This window comes from Gillisella vitis, from assembly GCF_001541345.2.
GTDB lineage: Bacteria > Pseudomonadota > Alphaproteobacteria > Rhizobiales > Rhizobiaceae > Allorhizobium > Allorhizobium vitis.
The window spans coordinates 409,586-433,251 of record NZ_LMVL02000005.1 but is presented as its reverse complement, the minus strand read 5'-3'; the positions used below and the strand labels follow the sequence as shown (position 1 = coordinate 433,251).

The 23,666-nt window shown below is 55.6% G+C and carries 25 protein-coding genes and 1 tRNA gene; 18 read left to right on the top strand and 8 right to left on the bottom strand.

What is annotated here, in order from left to right; translation table 11 throughout:
• Positions 1 to 68 precede the first annotated feature (68 nt).
• On the top strand, positions 69 to 3,887 hold the full coding sequence (locus tag ASB66_RS19360; RefSeq protein ID WP_060718587.1) for a hypothetical protein: 3,819 nt from the start codon (positions 69 to 71) through the stop codon (positions 3,885 to 3,887).
• A gap of 92 nt (positions 3,888 to 3,979) precedes the next feature.
• Positions 3,980 to 7,246 carry an NERD domain-containing protein gene (locus tag ASB66_RS19355; protein WP_158544227.1) on the top strand — a complete coding sequence of 1,089 codons (3,267 nt, stop codon included), beginning with the start codon at positions 3,980 to 3,982 and terminating at the stop codon, positions 7,244 to 7,246.
• Positions 7,247 to 7,450: 204 nt separating this feature from the next.
• Here ASB66_RS19355 and ASB66_RS19350 read toward each other — a convergent pair whose 3' ends face one another.
• The 3 genes from ASB66_RS19350 to ASB66_RS19340 are packed head-to-tail and all read right to left on the bottom strand — an operon-like array spanning position 7,451 to position 9,754.
• Positions 7,451 to 8,266 carry an ankyrin repeat domain-containing protein gene (locus ASB66_RS19350; RefSeq protein WP_060718589.1) on the bottom strand — a complete coding sequence of 272 codons (816 nt, stop codon included), beginning with the start codon at positions 8,264 to 8,266 and terminating at the stop codon, positions 7,451 to 7,453.
• The gene (locus ASB66_RS19345) at positions 8,263 to 9,297 is read right to left on the bottom strand and encodes a hypothetical protein (RefSeq protein WP_147274058.1); all 1,035 of its coding nucleotides are present in this window, start codon (positions 9,295 to 9,297) and stop codon (positions 8,263 to 8,265) included. The genes ASB66_RS19350 and ASB66_RS19345 overlap by 4 nt, the downstream gene beginning before the upstream one ends.
• Positions 9,298 to 9,328: 31 nt before the next feature.
• The gene (locus ASB66_RS19340) at positions 9,329 to 9,754 is read right to left on the bottom strand and encodes a hypothetical protein (RefSeq protein WP_060718591.1); all 426 of its coding nucleotides are present in this window, start codon (positions 9,752 to 9,754) and stop codon (positions 9,329 to 9,331) included.
• Positions 9,755 to 9,921: 167 nt separating this feature from the next.
• Here ASB66_RS19340 and ASB66_RS19335 point away from each other — a divergent pair, with 167 nt between their 5' ends.
• The 7 genes from ASB66_RS19335 to ASB66_RS19305 all read left to right on the top strand — a co-directional run bounded on the left by ASB66_RS19335 (position 9,922) and on the right by ASB66_RS19305 (position 14,558).
• Positions 9,922 to 10,383 carry a hypothetical protein gene (locus ASB66_RS19335; RefSeq protein ID WP_060718592.1) on the top strand — a complete coding sequence of 154 codons (462 nt, stop codon included), beginning with the start codon at positions 9,922 to 9,924 and terminating at the stop codon, positions 10,381 to 10,383.
• 131 nt (positions 10,384 to 10,514) lie between these two features.
• Complete coding sequence (locus ASB66_RS19330; protein ID WP_060718593.1) at positions 10,515 to 10,877, top strand: hypothetical protein; 363 nt, start codon at positions 10,515 to 10,517, stop codon at positions 10,875 to 10,877.
• On the top strand, positions 10,877 to 11,854 hold the full coding sequence (locus ASB66_RS19325) for a hypothetical protein (RefSeq protein WP_060718594.1): 978 nt from the start codon (positions 10,877 to 10,879) through the stop codon (positions 11,852 to 11,854). Before ASB66_RS19330 ends, ASB66_RS19325 begins: the two co-directional genes overlap by 1 nt.
• Before the next feature lie 17 nt (positions 11,855 to 11,871).
• Positions 11,872 to 12,561: a hypothetical protein gene (locus ASB66_RS19320; RefSeq protein ID WP_060718595.1), complete on the top strand. Its 690-nt coding sequence runs from the start codon at positions 11,872 to 11,874 to the stop codon at positions 12,559 to 12,561.
• Between the two features lie 13 nt (positions 12,562 to 12,574).
• Positions 12,575 to 12,883, top strand: a complete 309-nt coding sequence (locus tag ASB66_RS19315) for a hypothetical protein (protein ID WP_060718596.1) — start codon at positions 12,575 to 12,577, stop codon at positions 12,881 to 12,883.
• A 32-nt stretch (positions 12,884 to 12,915) separates the two neighbouring features.
• A complete protein-coding gene (locus ASB66_RS19310) occupies positions 12,916 to 14,313 on the top strand; it encodes a type IV secretory system conjugative DNA transfer family protein (protein WP_060718597.1) in 1,398 nt (465 codons plus the stop codon).
• Positions 14,313 to 14,558: a hypothetical protein gene (locus tag ASB66_RS19305; RefSeq protein ID WP_147274057.1), complete on the top strand. Its 246-nt coding sequence runs from the start codon at positions 14,313 to 14,315 to the stop codon at positions 14,556 to 14,558. Before ASB66_RS19310 ends, ASB66_RS19305 begins: the two co-directional genes overlap by 1 nt.
• Here the strand turns inward: ASB66_RS19305 and ASB66_RS19300 are convergent.
• Complete coding sequence (locus tag ASB66_RS19300; RefSeq protein ID WP_060718599.1) at positions 14,552 to 14,818, bottom strand: hypothetical protein; 267 nt, start codon at positions 14,816 to 14,818, stop codon at positions 14,552 to 14,554. The two genes, ASB66_RS19305 and ASB66_RS19300, sit on opposite strands and share 7 nt — an antisense overlap.
• A gap of 62 nt (positions 14,819 to 14,880) precedes the next feature.
• Here ASB66_RS19300 and ASB66_RS19295 point away from each other — a divergent pair, with 62 nt between their 5' ends.
• The 4 genes from ASB66_RS19295 to ASB66_RS27155 all read left to right on the top strand — a co-directional run bounded on the left by ASB66_RS19295 (position 14,881) and on the right by ASB66_RS27155 (position 17,947).
• Complete coding sequence (locus tag ASB66_RS19295) at positions 14,881 to 15,381, top strand: hypothetical protein (protein WP_060718600.1); 501 nt, start codon at positions 14,881 to 14,883, stop codon at positions 15,379 to 15,381.
• A gap of 15 nt (positions 15,382 to 15,396) precedes the next feature.
• Positions 15,397 to 16,014 (top strand): hypothetical protein, encoded by a 618-nt coding sequence (locus ASB66_RS19290; RefSeq protein WP_060718601.1) that lies wholly within the window; start codon positions 15,397 to 15,399, stop codon positions 16,012 to 16,014.
• Positions 16,015 to 16,124: 110 nt separating this feature from the next.
• A complete protein-coding gene (locus ASB66_RS19285) occupies positions 16,125 to 16,391 on the top strand; it encodes a hypothetical protein (protein WP_060718602.1) in 267 nt (88 codons plus the stop codon).
• Positions 16,388 to 17,947, top strand: coding sequence for a recombinase family protein (locus ASB66_RS27155; RefSeq protein ID WP_081089100.1), 1,560 nt, complete (start codon positions 16,388 to 16,390; stop codon positions 17,945 to 17,947). The genes ASB66_RS19285 and ASB66_RS27155 overlap by 4 nt, the downstream gene beginning before the upstream one ends.
• Here the strand turns inward: ASB66_RS27155 and ASB66_RS19275 are convergent.
• Positions 17,902 to 17,986: transfer RNA gene (locus ASB66_RS19275), tRNA-Leu, on the bottom strand. The two genes, ASB66_RS27155 and ASB66_RS19275, sit on opposite strands and share 46 nt — an antisense overlap.
• A 238-nt stretch (positions 17,987 to 18,224) precedes the next feature.
• Here ASB66_RS19275 and ASB66_RS19270 point away from each other — a divergent pair.
• Complete coding sequence (locus tag ASB66_RS19270; protein WP_060718603.1) at positions 18,225 to 18,815, top strand: YqaA family protein; 591 nt, start codon at positions 18,225 to 18,227, stop codon at positions 18,813 to 18,815.
• 23 nt (positions 18,816 to 18,838) lie between these two features.
• Positions 18,839 to 19,351: a disulfide bond formation protein B gene (locus ASB66_RS19265; protein WP_060718604.1), complete on the top strand. Its 513-nt coding sequence runs from the start codon at positions 18,839 to 18,841 to the stop codon at positions 19,349 to 19,351.
• A 3-nt stretch (positions 19,352 to 19,354) separates the two neighbouring features.
• On the opposite strand, the gene ASB66_RS19260 is transcribed toward ASB66_RS19265, so the two are convergent.
• Positions 19,355 to 19,912 (bottom strand): HNH endonuclease, encoded by a 558-nt coding sequence (locus tag ASB66_RS19260; protein ID WP_015917300.1) that lies wholly within the window; start codon positions 19,910 to 19,912, stop codon positions 19,355 to 19,357.
• Positions 19,913 to 20,010: 98 nt separating this feature from the next.
• The gene (locus ASB66_RS19255) at positions 20,011 to 20,655 is read right to left on the bottom strand and encodes a DNA-3-methyladenine glycosylase family protein (RefSeq protein WP_060718870.1); all 645 of its coding nucleotides are present in this window, start codon (positions 20,653 to 20,655) and stop codon (positions 20,011 to 20,013) included.
• Between the two features lie 47 nt (positions 20,656 to 20,702).
• On the opposite strand from ASB66_RS19255, the gene gluQRS reads away from it, so the two are divergent.
• Positions 20,703 to 21,605: a tRNA glutamyl-Q(34) synthetase GluQRS gene (gene gluQRS, locus ASB66_RS19250; RefSeq protein WP_060718605.1), complete on the top strand. Its 903-nt coding sequence runs from the start codon at positions 20,703 to 20,705 to the stop codon at positions 21,603 to 21,605.
• On the opposite strand, the gene ASB66_RS19245 is transcribed toward gluQRS, so the two are convergent.
• Entirely contained in the window at positions 21,564 to 22,460 is an 897-nt protein-coding gene (locus tag ASB66_RS19245; RefSeq protein WP_060718606.1) for a YihY/virulence factor BrkB family protein, read from the bottom strand. The two genes, gluQRS and ASB66_RS19245, sit on opposite strands and share 42 nt — an antisense overlap.
• Positions 22,461 to 22,569: 109 nt before the next feature.
• Between ASB66_RS19245 and ASB66_RS19240 the strand changes: the two genes are divergently transcribed.
• On the top strand, positions 22,570 to 23,403 hold the full coding sequence (locus ASB66_RS19240) for an SDR family oxidoreductase (protein WP_060718607.1): 834 nt from the start codon (positions 22,570 to 22,572) through the stop codon (positions 23,401 to 23,403).
• 36 nt (positions 23,404 to 23,439) lie between these two features.
• Entirely contained in the window at positions 23,440 to 23,637 is a 198-nt protein-coding gene (locus ASB66_RS19235; RefSeq protein WP_015917305.1) for a twin transmembrane helix small protein, read from the top strand.
• The last annotated feature ends 29 nt before the right edge of the window (positions 23,638 to 23,666 follow it).

Genomic DNA, 23,666 nt, shown 5'->3' with positions numbered 1-23,666 from the left:
ACAGCAAGTGCTGTGGAGAAGGGGCCGTGAATTCTTTGCACAATTGCTCAGGCATGCAAATCTAGGACATGACAGAAGAACTACTCTCTAAAGCTTGGAAGAAGTCGCGCAGTGGTGCCTGGGCTCATCGCGGGTTTCATTATCAGCACCTTGTTATCACCTTGATAGCATTACGACAGTGGGCCGGGCAGGCTCCCAGCGGCTTTGTCGTGCCAGAGGGGCTTGAGGACTGTGTGATCGAACTACCGACTGGACCTATTCGGGTTCAAGTCAAATCGCGCAACGAAGGTTCGTTTGGAGAGAGCGAAGTTCGGGGGATATTGGCCGCAATGGCTGACAAAGCTGCATCGGCTGCCCAAACCGACGTGCGGTTTGTCGTTGCACTCGAACAATGTCGTCAAGGCATATCCGAGAGATCACTAGAGTCGCTGTTCGAAGCGGATTGGCCCGACGTTGTTGTCTGTAAATCTCCTCAAACCGAAGTTATCAGCGTACTCTCGGGCAAACTGTCTATAGCTGAAATCCTCGTGGAAGGTATAGCAAGCGACATCTACAGAATGGTTGCGGACGCTGCCGCATACAATGCCAATGTTTCCTTCGAAAACAGGCGCCGCCTCTCAACGACGGAAATTGAAAAACGTATCAACGAACTGCTCCTAGCCCAGGACCCATCTGCGATCGAAGGTGTGCTGCTCTCCGGCACTCTTAAAAGCGTCGATTTTACGACACCTCTCAAGGAGCCGGGATTCTACCTCGGGACCAAAGTGCAGCCAGGTCACATCGTGGCCGGGCTAGTTGTGCCGCGCCCCTCTGAAACGAACAGCATCGTAAAGGCGTTGCGCACCCGTCGTCATGTGGTTCTCTCAGCGCCCTCCGGCGCCGGAAAGTCCGCGCTGCTCTGGCTTGCGGCTAGTGCACTCGCAGGCGAAGTTCGCTGGCTGCAGGTCACTTCGTCGGCCACCGTCAACGATGTTGCGGCGTTAATGCGCTTTGTCCATTCACGCCGTCCTTCGGATCAGAATCCAATTGGATTGGTATTCGATGATTTAGACCCGAGCAACGCTGACTTGTGGAATGTCCTTTCCCAGGATTTGAGGGCTGTTCCAGGCGTCTATCTCTTTGCATCGGCACGGCGCGAAAACATCGAACTCCTTACGGCTCGATCTGAAATCGGCATCGTTGATGTGAAACTGGACGGGCAGTTGGCCGAAACGGTCTGGACGAAACTGCAAGCGGACGCGAAAACCAGCTGGGTGCACTGGCGCGAAGCGTTCGAGCAATCGAACGGCCTGATGCTGGAATATGTTCACATTCTCACGCAAGGCCATCGTCTCAGCGAAGTGGTCACAGATCAGATTCGTCTGCGGGAACGTGAAGGCCGGGAAGATGAACTTTCCATCATTAGATGCACGTCCGCAATCTTCTCCCGAAACGGAGAGATTGAGGTAGCGAGGCTGGTGGATTGCCTGGGCATCCCTGCAACGACGGTTGGCCGGGCCCTGCGGCGTTTGATGGACGAGCATCTTGTCCGCGAAAGCCGTCCTGGAATTCTCGGCGGCCTGCACGCACTCCGCTCGGCTGCCCTTCTTCAGGCTTCGCACGACGAAGCCGTTTATCTGTCGTCGGATTCACTTTGGACAGGTCTCGGAGCCGCATCAATCGAGACGGTGCCGCAGATTGTCCGCTCTCTCTTCAGCGATCTGGACGATGCGGGGGTGACGGAGGCCCTGAAACAAATTGCGCAAACGCTCCATCAATCGAATGATTTCGAATATTGGTCGGCAACCCTGCATGGGCTCGGACTGGCTAGTCTCGAAGAGCATGCCCGGACATTCATAGCTGTCTTGGAAGAGCACGGCGTTTCGAAGGCCAATTGGTCCATTGCGGCGATGTTTTCAGATCCTAAACTCGACATCCCAAAACTATCTGAAAACGAAAATTGGGACCGTTTTCAAAAAGCTATTCTGGCTTTTCGTGCGGCCCGGAAACGCGACCTGAGAGGAGAATGCCTTGATTTGTTACCGACGGGAGTCGGGATTCCGCCCTGCACGGGCCTCCGGGACGCCGCAAAGCTGTTTGCGTCTGTGGCTCCCCTCAATGGCGGCACCCCGATAAAAATAACGATGACACCGGAGATTTCCGGGGATGGCGAGCCGGACATCAAGGAACTGTCCGCAATGTTGGCTGCCGCTCATCATATCGATCCCCATCTGGCAGCTTCATTAGTGGCGTCATTCGGTGGTGAGGATGCACTTTTGGCTGCATTCCATCGTCAAACTCCTTGGGCAACCGAGCCGGCTTTTGAAGCTGGCAAGCATGGCAGGACGGTCAGATCAAACTGGTTTCTGCTCGCCGAAGATTTTCAGACCGAGCCGCATAAGACGGTCTGCGATATTTGCGACACCTTGATCGCTTTAACGCCCAGTTCCGAGGCGGCGGCATCGGATGCAGTCAATGCTGAAGGGGCGCCCATTCGCGTCGGTGCCTATGCGACCTGGTCAAAGAATATGCCGAGAGAGAACATTCCCGCTCCCTCGCGCGTATCCTGGAATAGGGCCTTTAATCAGATCGTCACGGCAAGATCATCGGCAGGGACGTTGACCAGCTATGCCGGTGAAATGGCAGATCTTGTGGCTAGGACGGAGAAGACTTTTCGCACCTTTTCCGAAACATGGATCAAGGGAAAACAAGTCAAGGACACCCAGGTCCTAGCAGAGGAAGTGAATGACATACTCGGCCGTGTCAACGACCTTGCTTATGCTGGACCCAAGGAATTGTCACCTCCCGGATCGACCGCGGAATCGATAAGCGATACCCTTGGCGCATTGTTGACCGGCATTCTGGGCAATCTGATGGGCCGGATGAATAAGGTTACGGCGGAATCTGGTGTGAAAGCCACTGCAGCTTTTGCCACAGACCTCGCCGAGCAAGCCCGCTCGCATGCAAACTCTGCGATCTGGCGTACAGTACCAAATCCTCCAATGGATCAATTGCGATCCTTGGCGCGGCGTCTCGCCGATGTAGCATCGATTTTGCGGGAGTTCGGGGAGGACAGCTCTCCGGTCGCCGTTCAGACGGCTATAAAAGTAGCCGGTAGAGCTGATCTCGGAAAGGCGGTTCAGACAACCGCTCGGCGTTCACGCACTGCGGCAGAACAGCGTATGACCGAGGTATTGGGCGGGCTGGAATCGGCATTGCGGCAGTCGGGTATCCACGTTCAATGCATCACAAGACCATTTGATAAATACTCGGCGTTCTGGCCAGCGAAAGAGGTGGCCATACTTGTTAGCGTGGAAAATTTTGACGAGTACAACTCTGGTTTTGAGGCGGTGGTAGCTCTCGGTCGCGAATATCTCAAAAGGGATTGGATGTTCAGGATCGTGCCGAAAATCAATGGCAAAATTATCGCGCCACTCGCGATGAATCCGACCTCTGAATTGACCCTTCCTGACCTTCAATTCGAAGAGGAATGGTGTGGGCATATAAATATGCCTTTCGTATCGACCGTTCTTGTACAGAATTTCGAGAAGTTGTTTGCAGCCTGCCTGCAAGCTTCCGGGATATTCCTGGCGCGAGGCGTGGTCGCGCTTCATCCTGAGGAGGACGAGGTTCTCTCTCAGATCATCGACTCGTTCCAACGCCAGCGCCAAGCTCTAGACGAGGCGGCCAGAGGTGGTGCAGAGCACAGATTGCTCGCGCTAGAATACGCCGATCAGCTTTGGTCTCGTCTCGTAGGAGAATTTGACGATCTGAAAGCTGGGTTGACTATCGCCGAACCGCTTTGCATGAGCCCGCATAAGGCCCTCGCTGGAAAAATCGATCAGACGGCCGCGGAGGTCGCATTCGTGAAGTTCCAGATATTGGAAGGCGAAGCTCACGCTTCATAGCAAAAAGCTACAGCTTGGGATGTCCGTCCAGGCTAAGCCATTTCAAATCGTCGATGATGCGGGGGAGCAACAACTTTGCTAGACTAAATTGCATGAGTCACCAGATCGACGAATTTTTGGACGTTTTTATAGGTGAGCCAATCGCGCACCGCTCGGAAGTAAATCTTCTCAGAGCTTTGAGTAGATTTTCCGCCGAACACGAACAGCAACTTCTGGTGTTAGCCAATTTTGAGCTTTCTGGCCGTCAATTTGACTTCGTTGTAATCACCGCTAACCGCGTTGTTGTCACTGAGGTGAAGTCAAGTGTCTTTGCTGTACGCGGCGGTATCAATGGTGTGTGGGAGTACGCGAAGGCCGATGGCAGTTGGACGAACGTCACCAACGGCTACCAGCAGGTTCTTCGGCAGAAGAATATTCTTCGCGATGCAATGGGGAGTGGATCGTGGAACTTTTATCCGGAAGCGTATGTTGTTTTCAGCGGCGATCTTCCTGAGGGTTCCGAGCTTACATCTGGAGACTTCAAGGCGCATGTTGGCAGTCTGGCAGACTTTCTTACGGCTCTTTCGCGGGAGGACAGCAATCCCTGGTCCCTTGAGGAGTGGAGGCAATGGGCTGCGCGTCAACGCCTGAGGCGAGTACCGTTGAACGAAGCATTTGATAATGCACCGGTTGAACTCATGGGGCGGTATCGAGAGGCTCTCATTAGAGACTATCAGCCGCAGGCGGATGGCTGGATCGCTGCCAGCGATCAGGAACGTGATGCAATTAGGTCGGCACTCGGTGGGGGAAGTACTGGAGCCTTCATCACAGGTCCTTCGGGATGCGGCAAATCCCTGATGGCGAAGGCGGCTGCGGTACATCTCTCGCGAGATGGTACGGTAGTGCTGTTCGTACAGGCAAAAGATGTTTCGGGATCGCTTGCTGATGCCCTTAAAACCGAAATTGCTCTTGTGGCGGATATTCCCTTAGTGTCGTTGCTCAAAGCCATCCGGCAGACGTCCGTGCGTGTGTGCATATTTCTTGACGGCATAAACGAGCTGCCCGGCCCCATCTTGGAAAGGACGCTCCGGGGATTGAAAATCCTTGCCAGGAGATACGGAGCCCAACTGGTCGTCACCAGTCAGGGCAGACGGCCTACCATCCTCGAAGGACTGGTATCGATCGAGGTGCGTGAGCCGGATGATGATCTGAAGAATAAGATCGCGTCATCCCCGTCGACTCATCTGTCTGCTGACGCGAAGAAGGTTCTCGCAGCGGTGCGGAGCGGTCTTGAAGCGAGAATGGTGGCCGAACTTCAAGGAGAGCTAGGTCCCGACGCCACGAGAAGCAGCCTAATTGATCAGATCATTCGGAAACGCTTGGGAGCAAAAGCAAGAAGCTGCTATGCTGCCTTGCGATCGTTGGCCCTGCAGCTCTTCGGTCAGTTTTCCTATTCGGTGACCGAGACGACCTTCGACAATGCAATGATCGCGAACGGTCTCGACGATGAACAGTGTGATCTCCTGCTTTCATCCGGCCTGCTTGATCGTCGTGCGGGGCGCATCTCTTTCTTCCATGAGATGTTTTTATTCGGGTGCGCAGCGCAGGCCTACGCACAACTTGCACGCTCAGAAACAGGCGCAGTGTCGCAAACGCTGAATACCGCTTTTGCTGAAGCTTTAGCACCGGACGTCCTGGCGTCACTCGACGACGAAACGACAACCTGTGAAATCCTCGGCTGTTTAACGAACCCTGATGTTCTAGCAAAATCCGCTATGGGCGAATCCGGTCCAATAGCCAGATCGGCATCCCGAAAGATTTTAACCCGAGCCGCTTCCCGGATACTCTCCGACATCGAGAGCCTGCGCCTAGTGTTTCGTGTGAGTGAGGACAAGGACAAGGTCAATGTCGAATGGGAGGAGCTGCCCGATTATACCAAGGAGGAGATCGCACAATTCTGCGGTTTGGGTGTCGCGGCGAAGTATGGCGTTATGGTCGAGGACTACCTGAAATTATGCCGCGCAATGGACGCTCGGCTCCTGTCAGAGCGAAAACGGTTAGACGATGAGGCCCGACGGCACAATGTCGGCCTCCGAAGTTTAAGTTTCGGACTTGCGTATCTCGGCCTGTATTCCGGTTGGAAATCGAGTTTCCGGTTGATGGTTGGAGCTGCCCAATCGTTTTTGGAAGACGTTGAACAAAGCGATGTAATGCGTACCAAGCATTTGATCGAGCTAACCTCAGGCGAATTGCACTTTGCGGTTGAGCATAGGCATTTCTTGTACGCCGGACATGAATCATCGTTCTGTGAGCAACTGGCGGAGGTGATTAGCACGAGGTTCCGGCGCGAACCATATCACGTACAGCTTGCCATTCTGCACGCCGCCGGTTTTGTACGCCGTGCCTCAGAATCTGCGCTTGCCACTCTAACCGAAGCGCTACGGCAACTTGAGCCGAACGATTTTCATTTGTTTATCAGTACCAGCATTATTGAGGCGCTGAAGCTTTTGGGTGCTCTCGACGAGGATGCAGAGGAAGCAAGAGAGGGAATAAAAGACCAGTTGCGCCAAGCGCTCGGCGGTGAGGATGAAGAACATACTTTTCAGCAGGCGTTGTCGGTCTACATCGCTCAGTTCGATCACCCGTTCGATGGCATATACTGCGAGGAGATCAATGCACTCTCGGACATCGAAAAGAAGCGGCTGGTAACCCGCGCTTTTCAAGCAGAGAGCGTTCGCCATTCGATGTCTCTCAAATGGCTTGCGACCGCAGTTTCAGACGAGGATGACCCTTCGGACGTGACGCTGTTTGCTCGCTATGCGCATTATCCCGAAATCAATCCGCACTGGCAGGACGAAATCGCGGTTTTCGTTCTCGCGACGAGATTCCTGGCGCGACATGGGATCGAATTGCCAGAGACACCCACGGATGACGACCGCCAGCGATGTTTCATGCGCTTACGTGACATCGTAATTTACGCCGAAGTTCGCTCGCAGGCAGCGTCAGATACCGCCGCGGCTGCTTGGGACGCACTACTGCTTATGCCTTCTGCGATCGCTATCAGTTGCTTGCATGATGTAATTCGGGAGGGGCTTGAGCAGCGTTCACCGATGTCTGAGCCACGTCGCTACGGTCCCGTGGACATTTCCCAACTCTTTCCGGATGAACTCCTGAAAACGGCACGACATTTCTTGTCTCAGGGCACTCCTGCACTCGACGGTCACGGTCAGAAAGATGAACGCGCCATCTCTTGGGCAGTCAGCCTCATAGGGGAACTAGGGGACAGGAGTGACCTGGGAACGCTACGAAGCGTTCTAAATCAGCCGGATTTTTCACGATCTGCAACCGGCGCTATTCGTCGGATCGAAATACGCTGTTAGCCGATTCCATCGAGCTGCTGCCCATTAGAATCGGCACGCTGGGCCATGGAATGGCGCATTGCTTATGGTTTCGAAGTCGGGGATGCAACGGGGGCAAAAGCCCCCTTGCCATGCTGGTGTCGGACGACACACAGCTTGCCTTGCCTTGCCTTGCCTTGCCTTACCCTGTCTCTCTCTTAAAAGAAGCAAGAACAAGAAATAGCATCATTCCGTAGGGCTTCGCTCCTTCCTTTTGCCGTTCCGCCCCCCTGCTTGGCGAAGCATTTCGGAAATAGTCACATTTTCGTTTCTCTCGGCTTGATCCAGCGCGGTCCAGCCATACTTCGTGCATTTGTTAACGTCGGCGCCCCATTCTAACAATAGGGCGACAACCTGGGCACTGCCAATCTCGCAAGCAAACATCAATGGCGTCCAGCCGCCGTCCGTCAATCCCTGATTGACGTTTGCACCTCGCTCCAGAAGTAGCGCGACTATATTTTTTCGGCCGTTGCGGCACGCCGAGATCAATGCTGTGCGACCATAGTCGATCGTGCATTGATTAATGTCTGCGCCTCGATCTAACAACATCGCGGCTGCGGCCTCTTTCCCATTCAAACAGGCCGCCATCAGTGCTGTCCAGCCGTTTGGTGGCGCGCCTTGATTGACATCACCGCCATTGTCTAGGTGATATGCAATTGTAGCCGTTGAGCCGACACCACCTGCTGAAACAAGGTCAAGGACATTTTCGGCTTCGATAGCTTCAGTTTGATCATGGGCGGCAAAATCTTGTTGCCGCACAATCGACTTCTGCATTTCATCGAGGATTGTGTTTTCAATTTTCGCACCAACGAAGTTGAAATCATCAATTATAGAGCCCGTAAAATCAAATCCAGATAGATCGCAGTTTTCGAAATTGAAACCGCGCAAGTCCATATGGCGAAAATCATTCGCCGGATCGAGTCCCGATAACCTGACCAGTTCAAGAAAGTCGTCAGTGTCTGAATCGACCACAGACTTGACCATTTGACCAAGCGACGTCATCGAAAGGCACGCTCTACAGCGCAAACATCGTATTTCAGTTTGTGCAGCGATATATGCCCCGTTTCGTCGGGTTCGGGGAGGACCGCTTTTGCAAGCATTCTCTTGATAATCTCTGCTTTCATTCGTGATGAGAGATTCATATCTTCCGGAAAAATAGCGTTTGTCGATATGACGCTTGCACCAAGTTCGGCCTCAAATTTAGCGGCCCGTTGATTTGGATGGAAACAGAACAAGGTGTCGCTATTATACTGCCCTTCAAGGCCCGCATCGTCCTCGTTGGATAAAGTCACATAAGGAGCCGTACTGGTTCCCGCCTGACTAAACTTTGCATTCCTGCAAGCTGCCGACCACTGTGAAGGTTCAAGGTATCTGACATCCGAAGCGGGTGACTGATCAGCGCATTCGATGACGATGTCCACCGAACGAAATCTGAGCTCAATGCCGGTTTCGACTTCATATGCAGGCATTATATGGACGGAAGCAATTAGCGCCAGCGGTTCATGCGTGTTAGCCGATTGAGTGGCCTCAATAGCTAAAGATGCAAGGCGCAAGTTGGCCGGTTTGTTGGGTTGGCAAGAAAGCTCCCAGCTATGGATTGATGACTTCCAAGTGTCATCAATTTTCTCGACCGGCGCGTATTGAGGCTGAAAAACAGATATCGTTTTCACAGCTTCATAGGTTTTTCCCCTCGGGTCCTTCTTGAAAATTATCGCATCGACGGCATGAGCGAATGAGAGATCATAGGTGAGAGAGTGCAGGTAATAATATCGAGCAATAGCGCGTTCGGTGTCTCCCGCACCTCGGGACAACTCAGTCAAGTCGTTTTTCACGCTCCAATTTATAACTGTCGCAGATTTCCCGATGACTTTTTCGATCAAACTCTGCCAGCCTTTTTCCGGCTCGGCGCGTTTGAAGTACTGATAAATTGCTCTCTTGAATTTTTTCTGTTCTCCGACCGGCAGCTTTTTGTAAAGACGCTGCATCTCGTCCAAAAACTTGGAGAAACTAACATTCGGGGTTGGCGGCACCATATCTACGGACCCTAAAACGAAATGAGGCCTGCTACAATCCCAAGTTAGGCTCATTCTGTACAGGGCTTTTCCTAAAGCTTTTTTTGCTTATCCGCGTGCCCATATCCCAGAACTCCACACGGGTAATCTGGCCGGTGTCCGGATCTCGATCTATCACAGCGGGCTCGCCTCCTGCGCGATGAACCTCTCCCTCGAAACACCATACCTCGTGGCACACGATACCGCTTTCTGGATTTATCTCGATGCGGCTGGGGCCGCTCTCTCGATGGGTGATATTCCGTCTCGACCACTCCATCTCACACACTCGGCCAAGGTCGTCATATGCAACACGGGTTGGCAGATCATCGTTTCGATCCAACTCACCTTGTGCGTTGAACCAGGCTTCACCGAGAATCCTCTTTGTCGCCGCATCCCGAGTGTATTTGACCCGGTATTCTTCTTTGTAAACGTCATCCATTTGGTAAGTATCTACTTACGATATGGAAAAGTCCAACATGTTGTATTTTTCCTATTATTATCATACAGTTAGACTGATTTATTTTCCAACTCGTTTTCCATTCCAACTCCATAACATTCCCAAATCGTGGCTGCTTTTCTTGGCTTTCAAACCAAGAGGAGCAGATCATGAATCGTCGTTCAAATCCGATTTCCCGCTGCAATTGCGATCACCGTGCACCGTCGATGCAGGAAATCCGTTCCGTTGAATTCAATCACGTCCAGGCGGAACGGCTCGATGCCTTGGGGATGAGCAGCGCCTCCATTACGGACCTGATATGGATCGAGCTTTTCAAGCACCGGACCGGCAAGCTGATCGATCCCGACGGCAAGAGGATCGCATTCGACACCCACGATCCTGCAGCGGTTCGTCGTTATGATTCAGCGGTCGGTGACGAGCGCCGTCATTTCGTGAAGCGCTACAGAACGCGAGCGGCCCACGGCTTCAGGAACAGGTTGCAGGAACGCCTCGTCTATCCAGCCACGATGATATTTCTGGCTCTGGAGGTGCGCCACTGCCGGCTATCCGGTCGGTGCGCTTCCTCTGGTCTACCGAAGCGACACGTCGATCCCATCCACTTTGACGACTGACGTGCATAGACCGTCGCCCAACGGTGACGGTCCTCCTATCGGTGCGGATGAAAAATCCGCCCGTCCTTCGCCCACCGCGACGCCCCCCATCCACCAGACTGCAATCACGTTCAACCTCGAAAGGAGACGCCATGTTCTGGCTCCTCAAGAAACTGCTGCCCAAACGCAAGCCGACCGATCGAGACGCCGTCAATCTGTCGCGTCTTCCAAAACCTTTTAATGCCGAGCCTGAATGGAAGCGTGTGTTTCTGGACTCGTTGAGGCGCAACAATCTCGCTCCGTCGGCAGAAGTCATTTCGCACTCATCTGACCTGTTCGACGACTATCTCCATGAGCCGGGCCGCGAGCGGGGCCGCGTGATGGCAGAATATCACGCGGATATTTTCACCGACGTCGCTCTGCTCCGGGGTTTGGTGCCGCACCTGATCGAACAGACGATCAATCGCAGCCCATACGCATTTTCCAACATTATCAATCACAAGGAGTTGCGCTGATGGTTGCCTACAATGCACCCAACGGTCTCGCGCCTTTAACGATGATGCTGTCCGCTCTCTCTCATGAGATCCGGATGATTTCTCACCGCCGCCGCGTAGCGGCATTCAATCTCGCGCTGTTCGGCATGATGTTCACCGGGCTGGTGGCGGGCGAGACAATGTTCGCGGCCATGATGTTCAGCATCATACAAATCGAAATCCTTGGCGTTCAGTTTTCTGGCGCAGCTTTTGCGATGCTGGTGCCGACGGTAATCGGCGCGGCGCACGTCCGCATGCACCATGAAGGCGACCATTTTACCAAGTGGTGGCTGAGGAAGCTCTCAGGCATCGGAATTCTGGTATTCGCCCTCGGGGTATCTCTGATGATCGGCTATTCCGCCTGGCTGGCAGCCGAGGATGTCTTATCGGCGGTCACGACAGCCCCGACAGGAACATTGGGCGGCCAGCAAGTCGATGCCAGTGGCGGCGGCACATCCGACGTGGCTGGTTGGGTCGGTATCATCCCGAACAGCATGCTCTTTTTGGGCCTCTCGTTCGGCATGATAATTACGATAAATTTCGCCAGCTTTTGCCTAGGCAGAGCGTTGGAGGCCTTCAGCGTGCTCACGCTGACGCCAGCGATCGGCAGGGAGGTGACAGACCTCATCGAAGCGCTGATGCGAAAGATTTCGGCGCTTCGGAAACTTATCGATGCTGATGCCGCCGCCCGTCGCAAGCTTCCCTACGACATCAAGATGAAATTCGCCCGCGAAGCCGCCCACGCGGGATACGAGGTCGTGCAAATTAAGGTGGCCGCAGCACGCCGCAAGTTCCGCCATAAGAACGATCCACTGGCCGAACTGATGCCTGATCCCGAAGCCGAAACAATCTCCTCCAGCTTCAAGACCGAAGAAGACTTCACCCGCCACCTCACCGATCAGGCTGATGAAATACGCGTTCACAACCTGCTGCGTGTTCTCACCGGAATTCACTCCTAAACCTAAGAGGAAAAGCCATGACCCGCATTCTGACTGCATTTTGCTTCATTTTCGTCTTCCTGACGGCTATCCCTGCCATGGCGCAGGAAATGCTACGCACCATCTTCGGCCTGGACGTTTCCGGCTCTTCGACATTCTTGGTGGATCAGACCTCCGCCGATGCTGCGGGCGCATTCGTGGAGAATTATATCTCCGTCCTCAAGCCCCCGCATACCCTCACGATGACCTCGGTGGGCGATGCGGGTCTGGCGCGCCGCACCATCGATATCCGTGCCACCGTGACCCAGAACCGGGCATCGAGCGCCAAAAAGCTCGCACCGCAGTTCGGAGGCTATTTCCGCGCCTTACCGGGCCTCGTCGACGCGGGAAAGATCGCTCCGCAGAATACGACATCGCTGATCGCCTTCTTCCAGTCGCTGGAGCCGGTTTGCGCGGCGGGCAATACGACTGTGGTGGTATTTAGCGACAGCCTGGAATCGAGTGCCGCTGTCGATGGCCGTGCCTTAGCTGCGGGCAAGATAGGTCTGCCGAAGCCAGAGGGGGCATTTCTCAAAGGTTGCCATGTGAAGCTTCTCGGCGTGGGCCAAGTCAAGAGCGCACTCGACGGCGACGGGATCGCCGCGCGTCTCATCCCACAATGGCGCACCTACCTGACGGAGGCCGGTGCAAATCCGGTGACCATCATCGGCAGCGGCTTCTCGTTCTGAAGGAGACACCGGCATGATCAACAAGGAACCAAGCCTGCGCACGATCATCGATATCAACGGGCGTTTTATTGCGGCTATGCTGGCGCTCTTCTACGGATGGCTGTGCTGGCAGTGGGCATCTCCTGAGTGGTGGGGCCTCGGCCCCATCGCCATCCTTTGCTTCATCGGCGGAGGAACGCACATGATCGCGACGATCTTCAAGGTCGTCGCGATCATCAGGCGCCGCAGCGCTGTTCGGACGTTCGAGCGACAGGGCGGCAAGGCCCGCGCCGATCATATGGCAGGCGAGCGCGACCTCAAGGACCGGGGGATGATCCGATGATCTGGGCCTTCGGTCGCAGGAAAAGAAAACTCATGCCTGGCAACGCGCTCGACCCGATGGGCCATCGGCTTATCGGCCTTACAATGGAAAGCGGCGCCCCGATCTGGGCGCCGAAGGGACATAGCCTGCTGCTGTCGGCCAATGGCGGCGGCAAGACGACTTGCGGCGCGATGCCATGGCTTTTCTCCTTCGCGGCCTCTGAGCCTCACAAGGCCGTTTTGGTGCTCGATTCCAAGAATGGAGAAATCGCTGCGCAGGCTGCCGACGCGCTGGCGCGACTTGGTCGGAAGGTCGCGATCCTCGACGATATGGGCGTCCTGCCGCACGATTGTCCGTATCGTGTCTCACTCAATCCTTTCGGCTCGGCGGTCGCCGCCGCGCAGCGAAACCCCGAAGCTCTGATCTACGCTATCGACAACATATTGCACGCCCTCATTCCAGAACCGGCGGAGCCCGACGACCGAAATCTTTATTTCCGTGACTGGCCGCGCAACATTAATGAGTTCGGTGTGAGAGTGCCGCTCGCCCGAAAACCCGAAGTCGCCATTCCGGGGGCTTTATGGACACTTTTGAGCGATCCCGTTAAACTGCGGAAGTTCGCTGCGATCGAAGCCGCCGAAGGCGATCCGGCCCTGAAAGCACTGGCCAATAATATTCTGGGCATGGTCGGTCACGAGCATTGGCCCCAGCATCTGGAACGGGCACAGCGCTCGGTGCGGCTGTTCAGCGCCGGTTCGCATCTCTACAATGCCGGTGCTGAAGCGACCACGACGCATGCCGATCTGATCAGCCAAGGCGCTGTCATCTTCCTTGTCGGTCCGCAAGCTTATATCAACAAGCTCGGCCCCTATTATGCCCTCCATATCATGGGTTTCATCGATGCGCTCTATGGCGGAGCCGGAGCGCTGCGTATCATCGCTGACGAGTTCACCAATGCGCCGTTGAAGAGCCTGGTGGAATCCCTCACGACCCTCAGAGCCTTTGGCTGTGAGGTCCACATGATCGGGCAGAGCCGTTCAGAAATCGAGCGCAAGTTCGGGAGGCTTGCGGTTCAGACGATCGAAGAAAATGCCATCGTCAAGCAATGGTTCGGCTTCAGTTCATTCGATGAAGCAGAGCGTGTTTCCAAAGCGATCGGCGAGGAACATGCCGTCACCAGCAGCCTCGGTGCCGACACTGAAAGCCTGCGCCTGCAAACCAACCTGCAACTGGGCAGGCAGCGCTGGCGTTCTGCGGCGGGTCTCATGGCAATGCCAGCCGACGAGCAGCTTTGCCACATCAAGGGAGTTGGGTTCTTCTTCAGTAAAAAGATTGGCCAGCAAAACACCGCGCCGTATTGTTCTCTGCTGGCACCAAATCCGCTCGAAGGCCGCCCGCTTGCTCCCGATCCCAAGATTACACTCACCACACCAACCGACGGAGCCGTGTGATGAGACTTATCGCCATGTTTTTCTGGCTTGCGCTGCCGCTGACAGCCTACGCGGCTTATGTCGCGTATGGCCTTCCGCATATGATCTGGAGCTATGACTTTCACGATAATGGTGACCGGTACAATCCGCTGGCGCAACGCATATATATCGACTGCACGTTCTGGGGTCCCTACGGGCGCTTCACGATTCCCGCCGACGCGGGACGCTGCGGCTGGGTCGAATTCTTCAAGCCGACGGGTCAGTGAACGGACTTCAAATATTGAGCGACCGTTGGCTCGATGATCCGGTGCTTCAGACCGAACGCTGTCCGAAACTCCATCTTGGCCAAGATTTTCAGCCCATGAAGGACCAGAGCGGCATCCACTTTTCCGCCCGCGATCAGCCCATCGTAGTGATCCCGATCAAGTAGAACAAAACCGTAGGGAGTGACTGCCTCCCAAAAAGCGATGTAGTCGAGTGGCTTAAGCCACTCCTCGACATCCTGAATGTACCGAAATCCCACCATGGTCCCATTCTGCCGGATCACGGTCCCCGATTGCAAATTTTGGTCACGGTAGGGAGCGCAATATGCCCGATACGATTACCCAGCAATTGAATGAGGTGTTCCAGAAGGCGTCGCTGTCATTTGCACTCAAGACTCTCACCTCCATCGATGATTTTGAGACACTATCCAAGATCACACAGAATGCTGCGCAAAAGCTGGAAGATCTGAACGATCGTTTTGATGAGGAATATAAATCTCGCGTCGAAACCGAACGCCAGCGGCTTTATCGCGAGGGGATTCAAACCAAGCTCGATCACCCGGCGCCACCTGGCGCTCCCTCAACCGACAACGACACCATAACTTGGCAAGCACATCGGAACGTGCGGCTTGCGCATGACGCCGATTTGCGAGGTGTCGCCGACGAGGAACAGCGCCAGATCGAAGACCTATTAGCGCGCGCCCACGAGCGCAATCAGACACAAGGCTCGGGTGCCGAGGCATTTCTTCGTGCACGCGATCAGCGCACCGGCGACGAACGACGTTCCGGCCAGGATCGCCGCATCCCGAAACAAAGCCAGGATTGAGAAAGGAAACTCGTCATGATCGACAAAACCGACACGGTAGACGATCGCAGAACGCAAGCTCGGCAAAGCTCAACCGGACAAAGCCTGACCGAAAGCCAGTTCGATGAAACCTGGGCTATCTCCGGCATTGTTGCGCGCGAAATCCACAAATCCGGCAGCTTCCGCGAAAAGCTTTCCGACTACGCGCATGCCTTCGCCCGCAACGAACGCTTCGATACGCTGAAAGCTGAAACAATCATCCGCGACATTTTCCGCGAGCGCTATGGCGAGACCATGAACCAGATGCGCGAAGGCCTGATGAACCGCAACACCGAAATCGAGCAAACCATCTCCAGCAAAGCCCTCGATCAAGCACACTTCGTCATTGCACTGATCAGTACGGAGCCGACCATGCCCTTCTACCAGGCTTATGATCGCGGCGCCGTCGATATGGCTATCGGGCATGGCATTACGGAAAAAGACGCCAAGGACATGATGAAGACGGCCTTTGCCTCCCATGAAGGCCGCGAACTCTATGACGCGGGCAAGGAAGCCGAAGAACTCTACCACAAGCCGACACTGCAACAACGCGACGGAGAGCAACGCAAACCGGAAAGCCAACCTCATCGCCGAAAGACCTGGTCTCGCTCATAGCCAGATTATTCTTGACGAACGTAGGAATTAAAGCCTAATGTTCTTTCTTTGTTCTCAACCATAGCGGGCGGGACGAAGCAAAAGGAGATAACGGCAGAAAGGAATTCGATATGAACGTGACCGACACAGAAACCCATTTCAAACCCTCTGTACCGGCCTTGCGCTTCGATTGGACCGAGTGGCTGCCTTATCTCGAAGATCAGGATATTCCGGACGACCAGAAGCGCGTGTTGATCGAGACCCTTTGGTCGATCATCGTCGCCTTCGTCGATCTTGGCTGGCAGATCAATTCCAGCCAAGAAATTTCTGGCAGCGGACTCGATCTGAAGTCTATCCTCAACGCTATGGATACTGAAAATGGCGAGGAGGCCGCATGAACGAAAGACCAAAAGCCATCATATATTGCCGGGTCTCGGCAAAATCTCAACAGGACGATGGGTCAGGTTTAGACAGTCAGGAACTGCGGTGTCGTCAACACGCCGCTGCTAAAGGTCATCAGGTCATCGCTGTCTTCCCGGATACGATTACTGGCGGCGGCGACTTCATGAAGCGGCCCGGCATGGTCGCGCTGCTCAGCTTTCTCGATGCGCAGCCGAACGAGCGTTTTGTCGTTATCTTCGACGATCTGAAGAGGTTTGCGAGGGACACACGATTCCATCTCGACCTACGCGAGGCGTTCCGGAAACGGGGCGCGCAAATCGAATGCCTGAACTTCAAGTTCGATGAGACACCGGAAGGCGAGTTCATCGAAACCATCATGGCCGCCCAAGGTGCTCTTGAGCGCAAGCAGAATGGCCGTCAGGTGGCACAGAAGATGAAAGCGCGCATGCAGTCCGGTTATTGGACGCACAGCGCGCCCATCGGCTATAAATACCAGGCTGTGAGGGGCCGGGGAAAGATGCTCGTGCTCGACGAACCTTTGGCGACGATCGTCCGTGATGCCTTCGAAGGTTATGCCATGGGCCGCTTTCAAACGCAGGCGGAAGTCAGGCGGTTTTTTGAAAGCTTCCCTGAATTCCCCCGCAACCGAAAGGGTGTCATCACCCAGCAGCGCGTTGTCGATATCCTGACGCAGCCGCTCTACACCGGTTACATTTGCAGCGAGACATACGATATCAGCTGGCTTAAGGGCCATCACGATCCGCTGATCACCGTTGAGACCTTCGAAAAGGTACAAGCGCGGCGCGACGGCGTTGCCTATGCACCATCGCGCAAGAATGTCGGGGACGATTTTGCCTTGCGTGGCATGGCCGAATGCGCTGATTGCGGCGTGCCGTTGCGCTCTTCCTGGAGCAAGGGACGTGGCAAGTCGTATGCATACTACCTCTGCCAAACCAAAACCTGTGAGAGCTATGGTAAGTCGATACCGCGCGACAAACTTGAGGAGGACATCGGCGCTGTAATCCGTACGCTGCAGCCGACACAGAATCTCTTTACAATCGCAAAGGCCATGTTCGCCTTAGCATGGGATCAGCGTAGCTCTCAGGCTGCGGAGATCATTCGCTCCGGGCAGCGCCAAATCGACTCAGTGGAAAAGCAGATAGAGACATTGCTGTCGCGCGTCATGGAAGCATCCAACGCGACTGTTATCCGCAGCTATGAGAACAAGATCACCGAGCTTGAACGCAGCAAGATCGTTTTTGCCGGACAATTGGCAAATCAGGCCAAGCCGAAAGGGAAATTCGAGGATCAGCTAGAACCAGCCCTCACATTCCTCGCAAACCCTTGGAAACTATGGCAGACCGGCCATATCGGGGTTCGGCGGACGGTCCTGAAATTAGCGTTCCAGGACCGTATCCGATACTGCCGAAAACAGGGTCCTAGAACCCCTAAAATCGCTTTGCCATTCAAAGCGATAGATGCACTAACTGACTATGCAGTTAGGAATGGTGCCCCTTGCCGGAATCGAACCAGCACTCCTCTCGGAACCTGATTTTGAGTCAGGCGCGTCTACCAATTCCGCCAAAGGGGCACGTAGAGTAGAAGGACGAACTACACGGAGAAAGGGGGGGCGGTCAACCGGGTTTTTTACAAATTTCCGGTTTCACGCAAAAGTTAGGCATCCGGGCAATATCACTGTTTTCGCCGCATTTACAGCCCAAGGGCTTTGCGCTTAAAGACTTGACGGAACGGCAGATATTCGGTCTTTCGTCATCTTGAATGCTGCGCCGCAACGGCAAAGACACTCTGCATCGAGCCAAGGAGCGATCATGCTGCGACGCCTTTACGACTGGACCATGTCGCTTGCCGCCCGAAAATCGGCGGAAGCCTGGCTTGGGGCAATCTCCTTTGTGGAAAGCTCGATCTTTCTTGTGCCCGCCGACGTGCTGTTCCTGCCCATGGCGCTGGCCAAGCCGGAAAAGGTCTGGCGCTATGCCACCATTGCGACCGTCACCTCGGTTCTGGGGGGTATAGCCGGTTGGTTTCTCGGCTACTATGCCTATGAAAGCATTGCCCGGCCAATCCTTGAGTTTTACGGCAAGGCCGATGCTTTCGACCAGTTGCGCCTGTCGGTTGATTACGAGACGGTGGTGCTGCTGCTGATCACTTCCGGCCTGGCCCATCTGCCGCCGATCAAGGTAGTAACCATCCTGTCGGGCGTCGCCCATGTGGATATCTGGTTGTTCATCATGACGGCCATCGTCGCGCGTGGCGGACGTTTCTTCCTCTTGGCATGGCTGCTGCGTCGCTATGGCGAACCGATCCGCCATTTCATTGAAAAACGCCTCGGCATGATCGCCGCTATCGGCGCTGTTGTGCTGATCGCCCTGTTCGTCGCCTATCGCCTCCTTGTCCATTGAAAGATGAGGATTGGAGAACCATCATGACCACGCTTTCTTCCACCCGACCCGGTCTTGCCCCTGCCCTCCTGTTGACCCTTGGCATGGCGGGGGTCGTCGGCTCGGCTTTGGCCTTTGAATATCTCGGCGGCTATATTCCCTGCGAGCTTTGCCTGTTGCAGCGCAAGCCCTATTATATCGGCGCTGCAATCGGAGTGGTGACGGTTATCGCCGCCGCTCTCAACCTGCCCGCCAAAGTCACGAAAAGCCTGATCCTGCTTCTCGGCCTGATCATGATCGTCAGCGCTGGCCTTGGCGTTTACCATGCCGGCGTTGAATGGCATTTCTGGGAGGGCCCAAGCGCCTGCTCGGCCACCAGCGGCGCGGGCTTCAACAGCAGCGGCGACATCCTTGCGCAGCTCAACAGCTTCAAGGGGCCATCCTGCACGGAAGCAGCGCTGAGGATTTTCGGCGTGTCGCTGGCCGGCTGGAATGTCCTGACAAGCCTTGTTCTCGCCGCCATCGCTTTCTGGGGCGCACAGCGAATGAAGGCGTAAAGTTTACGGCTGAAGCTCGGAATCCCAATAGAGATAGTCCACCCAGCTTTCATGCAGATAATTGGGTGGAAACGACCGGCCATTGTTGTGCAGGTCCTGCACGCTTGGCTGATAGGGCTTTTGGGCCGGGAACATATTGGCCTGTTTCGGCAATTTCGATCCCTTGCGCAGATTACACGGCGAGCAGGCCGCCACGACATTCTGCCAGGTGGTTTCGCCACCATGGGCGCGGGGAATGACGTGGTCGAAGGTCAGGTCGTCAGGCGAGCCGCAATATTGGCACTGAAATTTGTCGCGCAGAAACACGTTGAAGCGTGTGAAGGCAGGGTTGCGTGTCGGCTGCACATAGGTTTTCAGGCTGACCACGCTGGGAAGCCGCATGGAAAAGCTGGGTGAACAGACCGAATGATCGTATTCGGCGATGATATTCACACGGTCAAGGAAAACCGCCTTGATCGCGTCCTGCCAGGACCACAACGACAAGGGATAATAACTCAGTGGCCTATAATCAGCGTTGAGCACAAGCGCTGGCAAGGACTGGGGCGAAACTGCAATCGTCAAGGCGTTCTCCTGATCGATTCGGCATCTGCTCCTTCTATATTAGGCTTGCTGTTACAGGATTGTGAAGCCCAATAAATAAGCAGTGAACTGATTCTCCATCAGACCGGCACCGGCGCCGCTTCGCGTCGTAAACGTGCCGCATAAAAGGCCCAGAACAACCGTGCCGCAATGGCGCGGTATGGCCGCCAGGCCAGTGCAATCCGGGTGGTTTCGCGGATGTCCGGGCGCGCGGCAAGGCTAAGACCATCCCCAACAGCCGCCCGCAACGCCACATCACCCGCCGGAAACACATCTGCGTGACCGCCACAAAACATCAGATAAACTTCCGATGTCCACAGCCCAATGCCACGCAGCCGGGTCAACTCCGCAATGCCTGTCTCCACCGGCTGATCGAGGATGACCAAGAGGTCAATGTCTCCAGCCTGGGTGGCAGAGGCCAGACCGCTCAGGCAGGCATGCTTGGCGCGCGAGAGACCGAGCGAAAGCACTGCGTCACCCAGCGCCAGATAGGCGGCGGGTTCGGGTGTTCCCATCGCCCCACAAAGCCGCCGCCAGATGGCGTCGGCACTGGCGCGCGAAACCATTTGCGAGACGATGATGAAGGCCAGCCCTTCAAAACCCGGTTCCGTCAACCGGAGCGGCAAAGGTCCGGCTTCGCGGGCAATGGCATGCAGCCGGGGATCGATATCCAGCAAGGCCTCAAGGCCGGTGGCAAGATCCGCTTGGTTGCGAATTCGCATCATCTCGGCCATCTCTTTTCCTCCCGCTATAAATCATGCCAAAACAAACCATGTCCGATCACCACCATCGTGTACCTGTTTCGCAAAAACCAGTCTTGCGTTTTGCGCCGAGCCCAAATGGCTATCTTCATCTCGGCCATGCCCTTTCGGCACTGATCAATGCGGATATGGCTGGGGCCGCCGGTGGCTGGCTGCTGTTGCGGATCGAGGATATCGATATCGACCGCTGCACACCCGAATTCGAGGCGTCGATCTACGAGGATCTGGCCTGGCTTGGCGTGACATGGGAACATCAGGTGCGCCGCCAATCCGAGCATATCGACACCTATCGTTCTGCCTTGGCAAAGCTTCAGGCCATGGATCTGGTCTATCCAGCCTTTCTCAGCCGCGCCGAGATCAAGCGGCAGGCGCAGACGGCAGAGGCGCAAGGCAAGGTCTGGCCCCGCGACCCTGATGGTGCCTGGCATTATCCGGCAGGCGAACGGCAGATGGACCGGCAACTGGCGCAGCAACGGATCGACGGGGGCGAGCGCCACAGCCTGCGTCTGGACACCGGCAAAGCCCTCTCCATGGTTGGCGGCAACCTGCATTGGGAGGAAAGGCAAGGCGACACGGTACAGCAGATCGTCGCCGACCCGACTCTGTGGGGCGATGTCATTCTCTGGCGCTGGGATGCGCCGTCCAGCTATCATCTGTCGGTGGTGGTCGATGACGCGCTCCAGGGCGTAACCCATGTGGTGCGCGGCGAGGATCTCTACCAGGCCACCGCCGTCCACCGCCTGTTGCAAAGCCTACTTGGTCTACCGGCACCGGCCTATACGCACCATCGGCTCATCACAGGCGAGGATGGTCGCAAACTATCGAAAAGCCTGCAATCGGCAGGGCTCCGGCATTTGCGCGCAGAGGGCCTGTCACCCCTCGACATCCGTCGGCTGTTGGGGATTGCGATCTGACATTCGCCGTGATCGCGTGCGCGGCCTGGAAAACTTCATCAGCGCCGCGTTAAATTCCGCGCCGATCAGGAACAGCACACCCAGCATATAGAGAAATATGATCACCACCATAACCGAGGCCAGACCGGCATAGGTGGCGGCGTAATTGGCAAAGGTGGCGAGATAGGCGGCAAAGGCCAGCGCACCCAGCAGCCAGAGCAACAGTGTCAGGCAGATGCCGGGCAGAACGTCGATCAGCCGACGCCGGTCCGCCGGTAGCCACAGATGCGAAATCGTCAAGCCGACGGCCAGCAAGATCAATGTGCCAAGCACGCTCCAATTCGACACCAGCGCCAGGAAATCCTTCAAAAGCGGAAATTGCCGCTCAGCAAAGCGCAGCGCGATCGGCACGGCGATCAGCAGCACGCTGATCACAGCAAAGGCAGCAACCCCCATGATGACGAAGCCAAGGCTGATAAGCCGGGTAATATACCAGGGCCGGGTTTCGGTGACACGGTAGGCGCGGTTCAGTGCGGTGCGCAGCGCCTCCACTCCGTTGGAAGCGAAATAGGCCGCCGCCAGCACGGAAATCGTCAACAGCCCGCCGCGTGGAATGGTCAGCACCTGCACCACCTGCTCGGAAATCGGCTTGGCGATTTCCTCTGGCCAGGTATCGAAAATGAAATGAATGGCTGTTGGTGCAAAGGTATTGGCACCGAGAAGACCGGCAAGCGCCGTGCCGAAAATCAGGAAGGGAAATACGGCCAGCAGGATCGATAGCGCCACATGGCTCGCCATCGCCCAACCATCGTCCTCGGTGAAATGCCAGACCGCATCGAAGGCCACCTTGTAAAGCCTGCCCAGATAGGACCGCATTCCGTCTCCCGTTCATTCTTCACTGACTGCTTCTCAAGCGGCCTGCCACAATTGCCTATATCTGTCGAATATGGGAGACCCTATCGTATTTGTAAGAGGAAAACCTCATATGGTCGCACAGAAAAGCATTATCGTTACCGGCTGCTCCTCCGGTATTGGAGCCTACTGCGCCCGCGCCCTGAAGCAAGATGGCTGGCGGGTGTTTGCCACCGTGCGCAAGGTGGAAGACCTGAAATCCCTTGAGGATGACGGCCTTGAAGCGTTGCTGATGGATTACCGCGACACGGCAAGCATCGCGACCCTCGCGGAAACCGTGTTGTCGCGAACCGGCGGACGGCTGGACGCCCTGTTCAACAATGGCGCCTATGGCCAGGCAGGTGCTGTCGAAGACCTGCCGACGGAGGCACTTCGTGAACAGTTCGAAACCAATGTGTTCGGCTGGCACGACCTGACGCGGCGGATCGTGCCAGTGATGCGCGCGCAGGGGTCGGGCCGGATCGTGCAATGCTCGTCTATTCTCGGCCTCATCCCCTATCGCTGGCGCGGCGCTTATACGGCATCCAAATATGCCCTGGAGGGCCTGTCGCTCACCCTGCGCATGGAGCTGGACGGCAGCGGCGTCATGGTCAGCCTGATCGAGCCGGGTCCGATAGAAAGCCGTTTCACCGCCAATTGCCTTGAGGCCATCAAACGCAATATCGATGTGGAAAATTCAGTACATGCCACAGATTACCAGCGGCAATTGGCGCGCCTTGACGGCACCGGGCCGAAAAACCGTCACAAGCTTGGACCGGATGCCGTGTATAAAGTGCTGCAACACGCCTTGACCGCGAAGCGTCCACGGCCACATTATCTGGTCACGAAGCCGGCGAAACAGGGCGTCGCACTCAAACGGCTGATGCCGTCCGATCTCTTCTATCGGCTGATGCGGGCGCTGGATTGATCGGTAGGCATTCATCATCAAGGTTAGCGGCGCATCATGTCTTCATTCACCACCATTCTGGCCATTATCGTCATGGGGCTTGTCGCGCTGGTCCTGGTGCGCGGGTTGTTCAACATGATGAAGGGCGGCGACGCCAACCGCTCCAACAAGCTGATGCAGATGCGTGTGCTGCTGCAAGCCATTGCCGTTGTGCTGATCATGCTGACCTTGTGGATTACCGGCGGCGGTCGCTAGCGTCTTCCGCTTTTCCTAACAGTCTATCC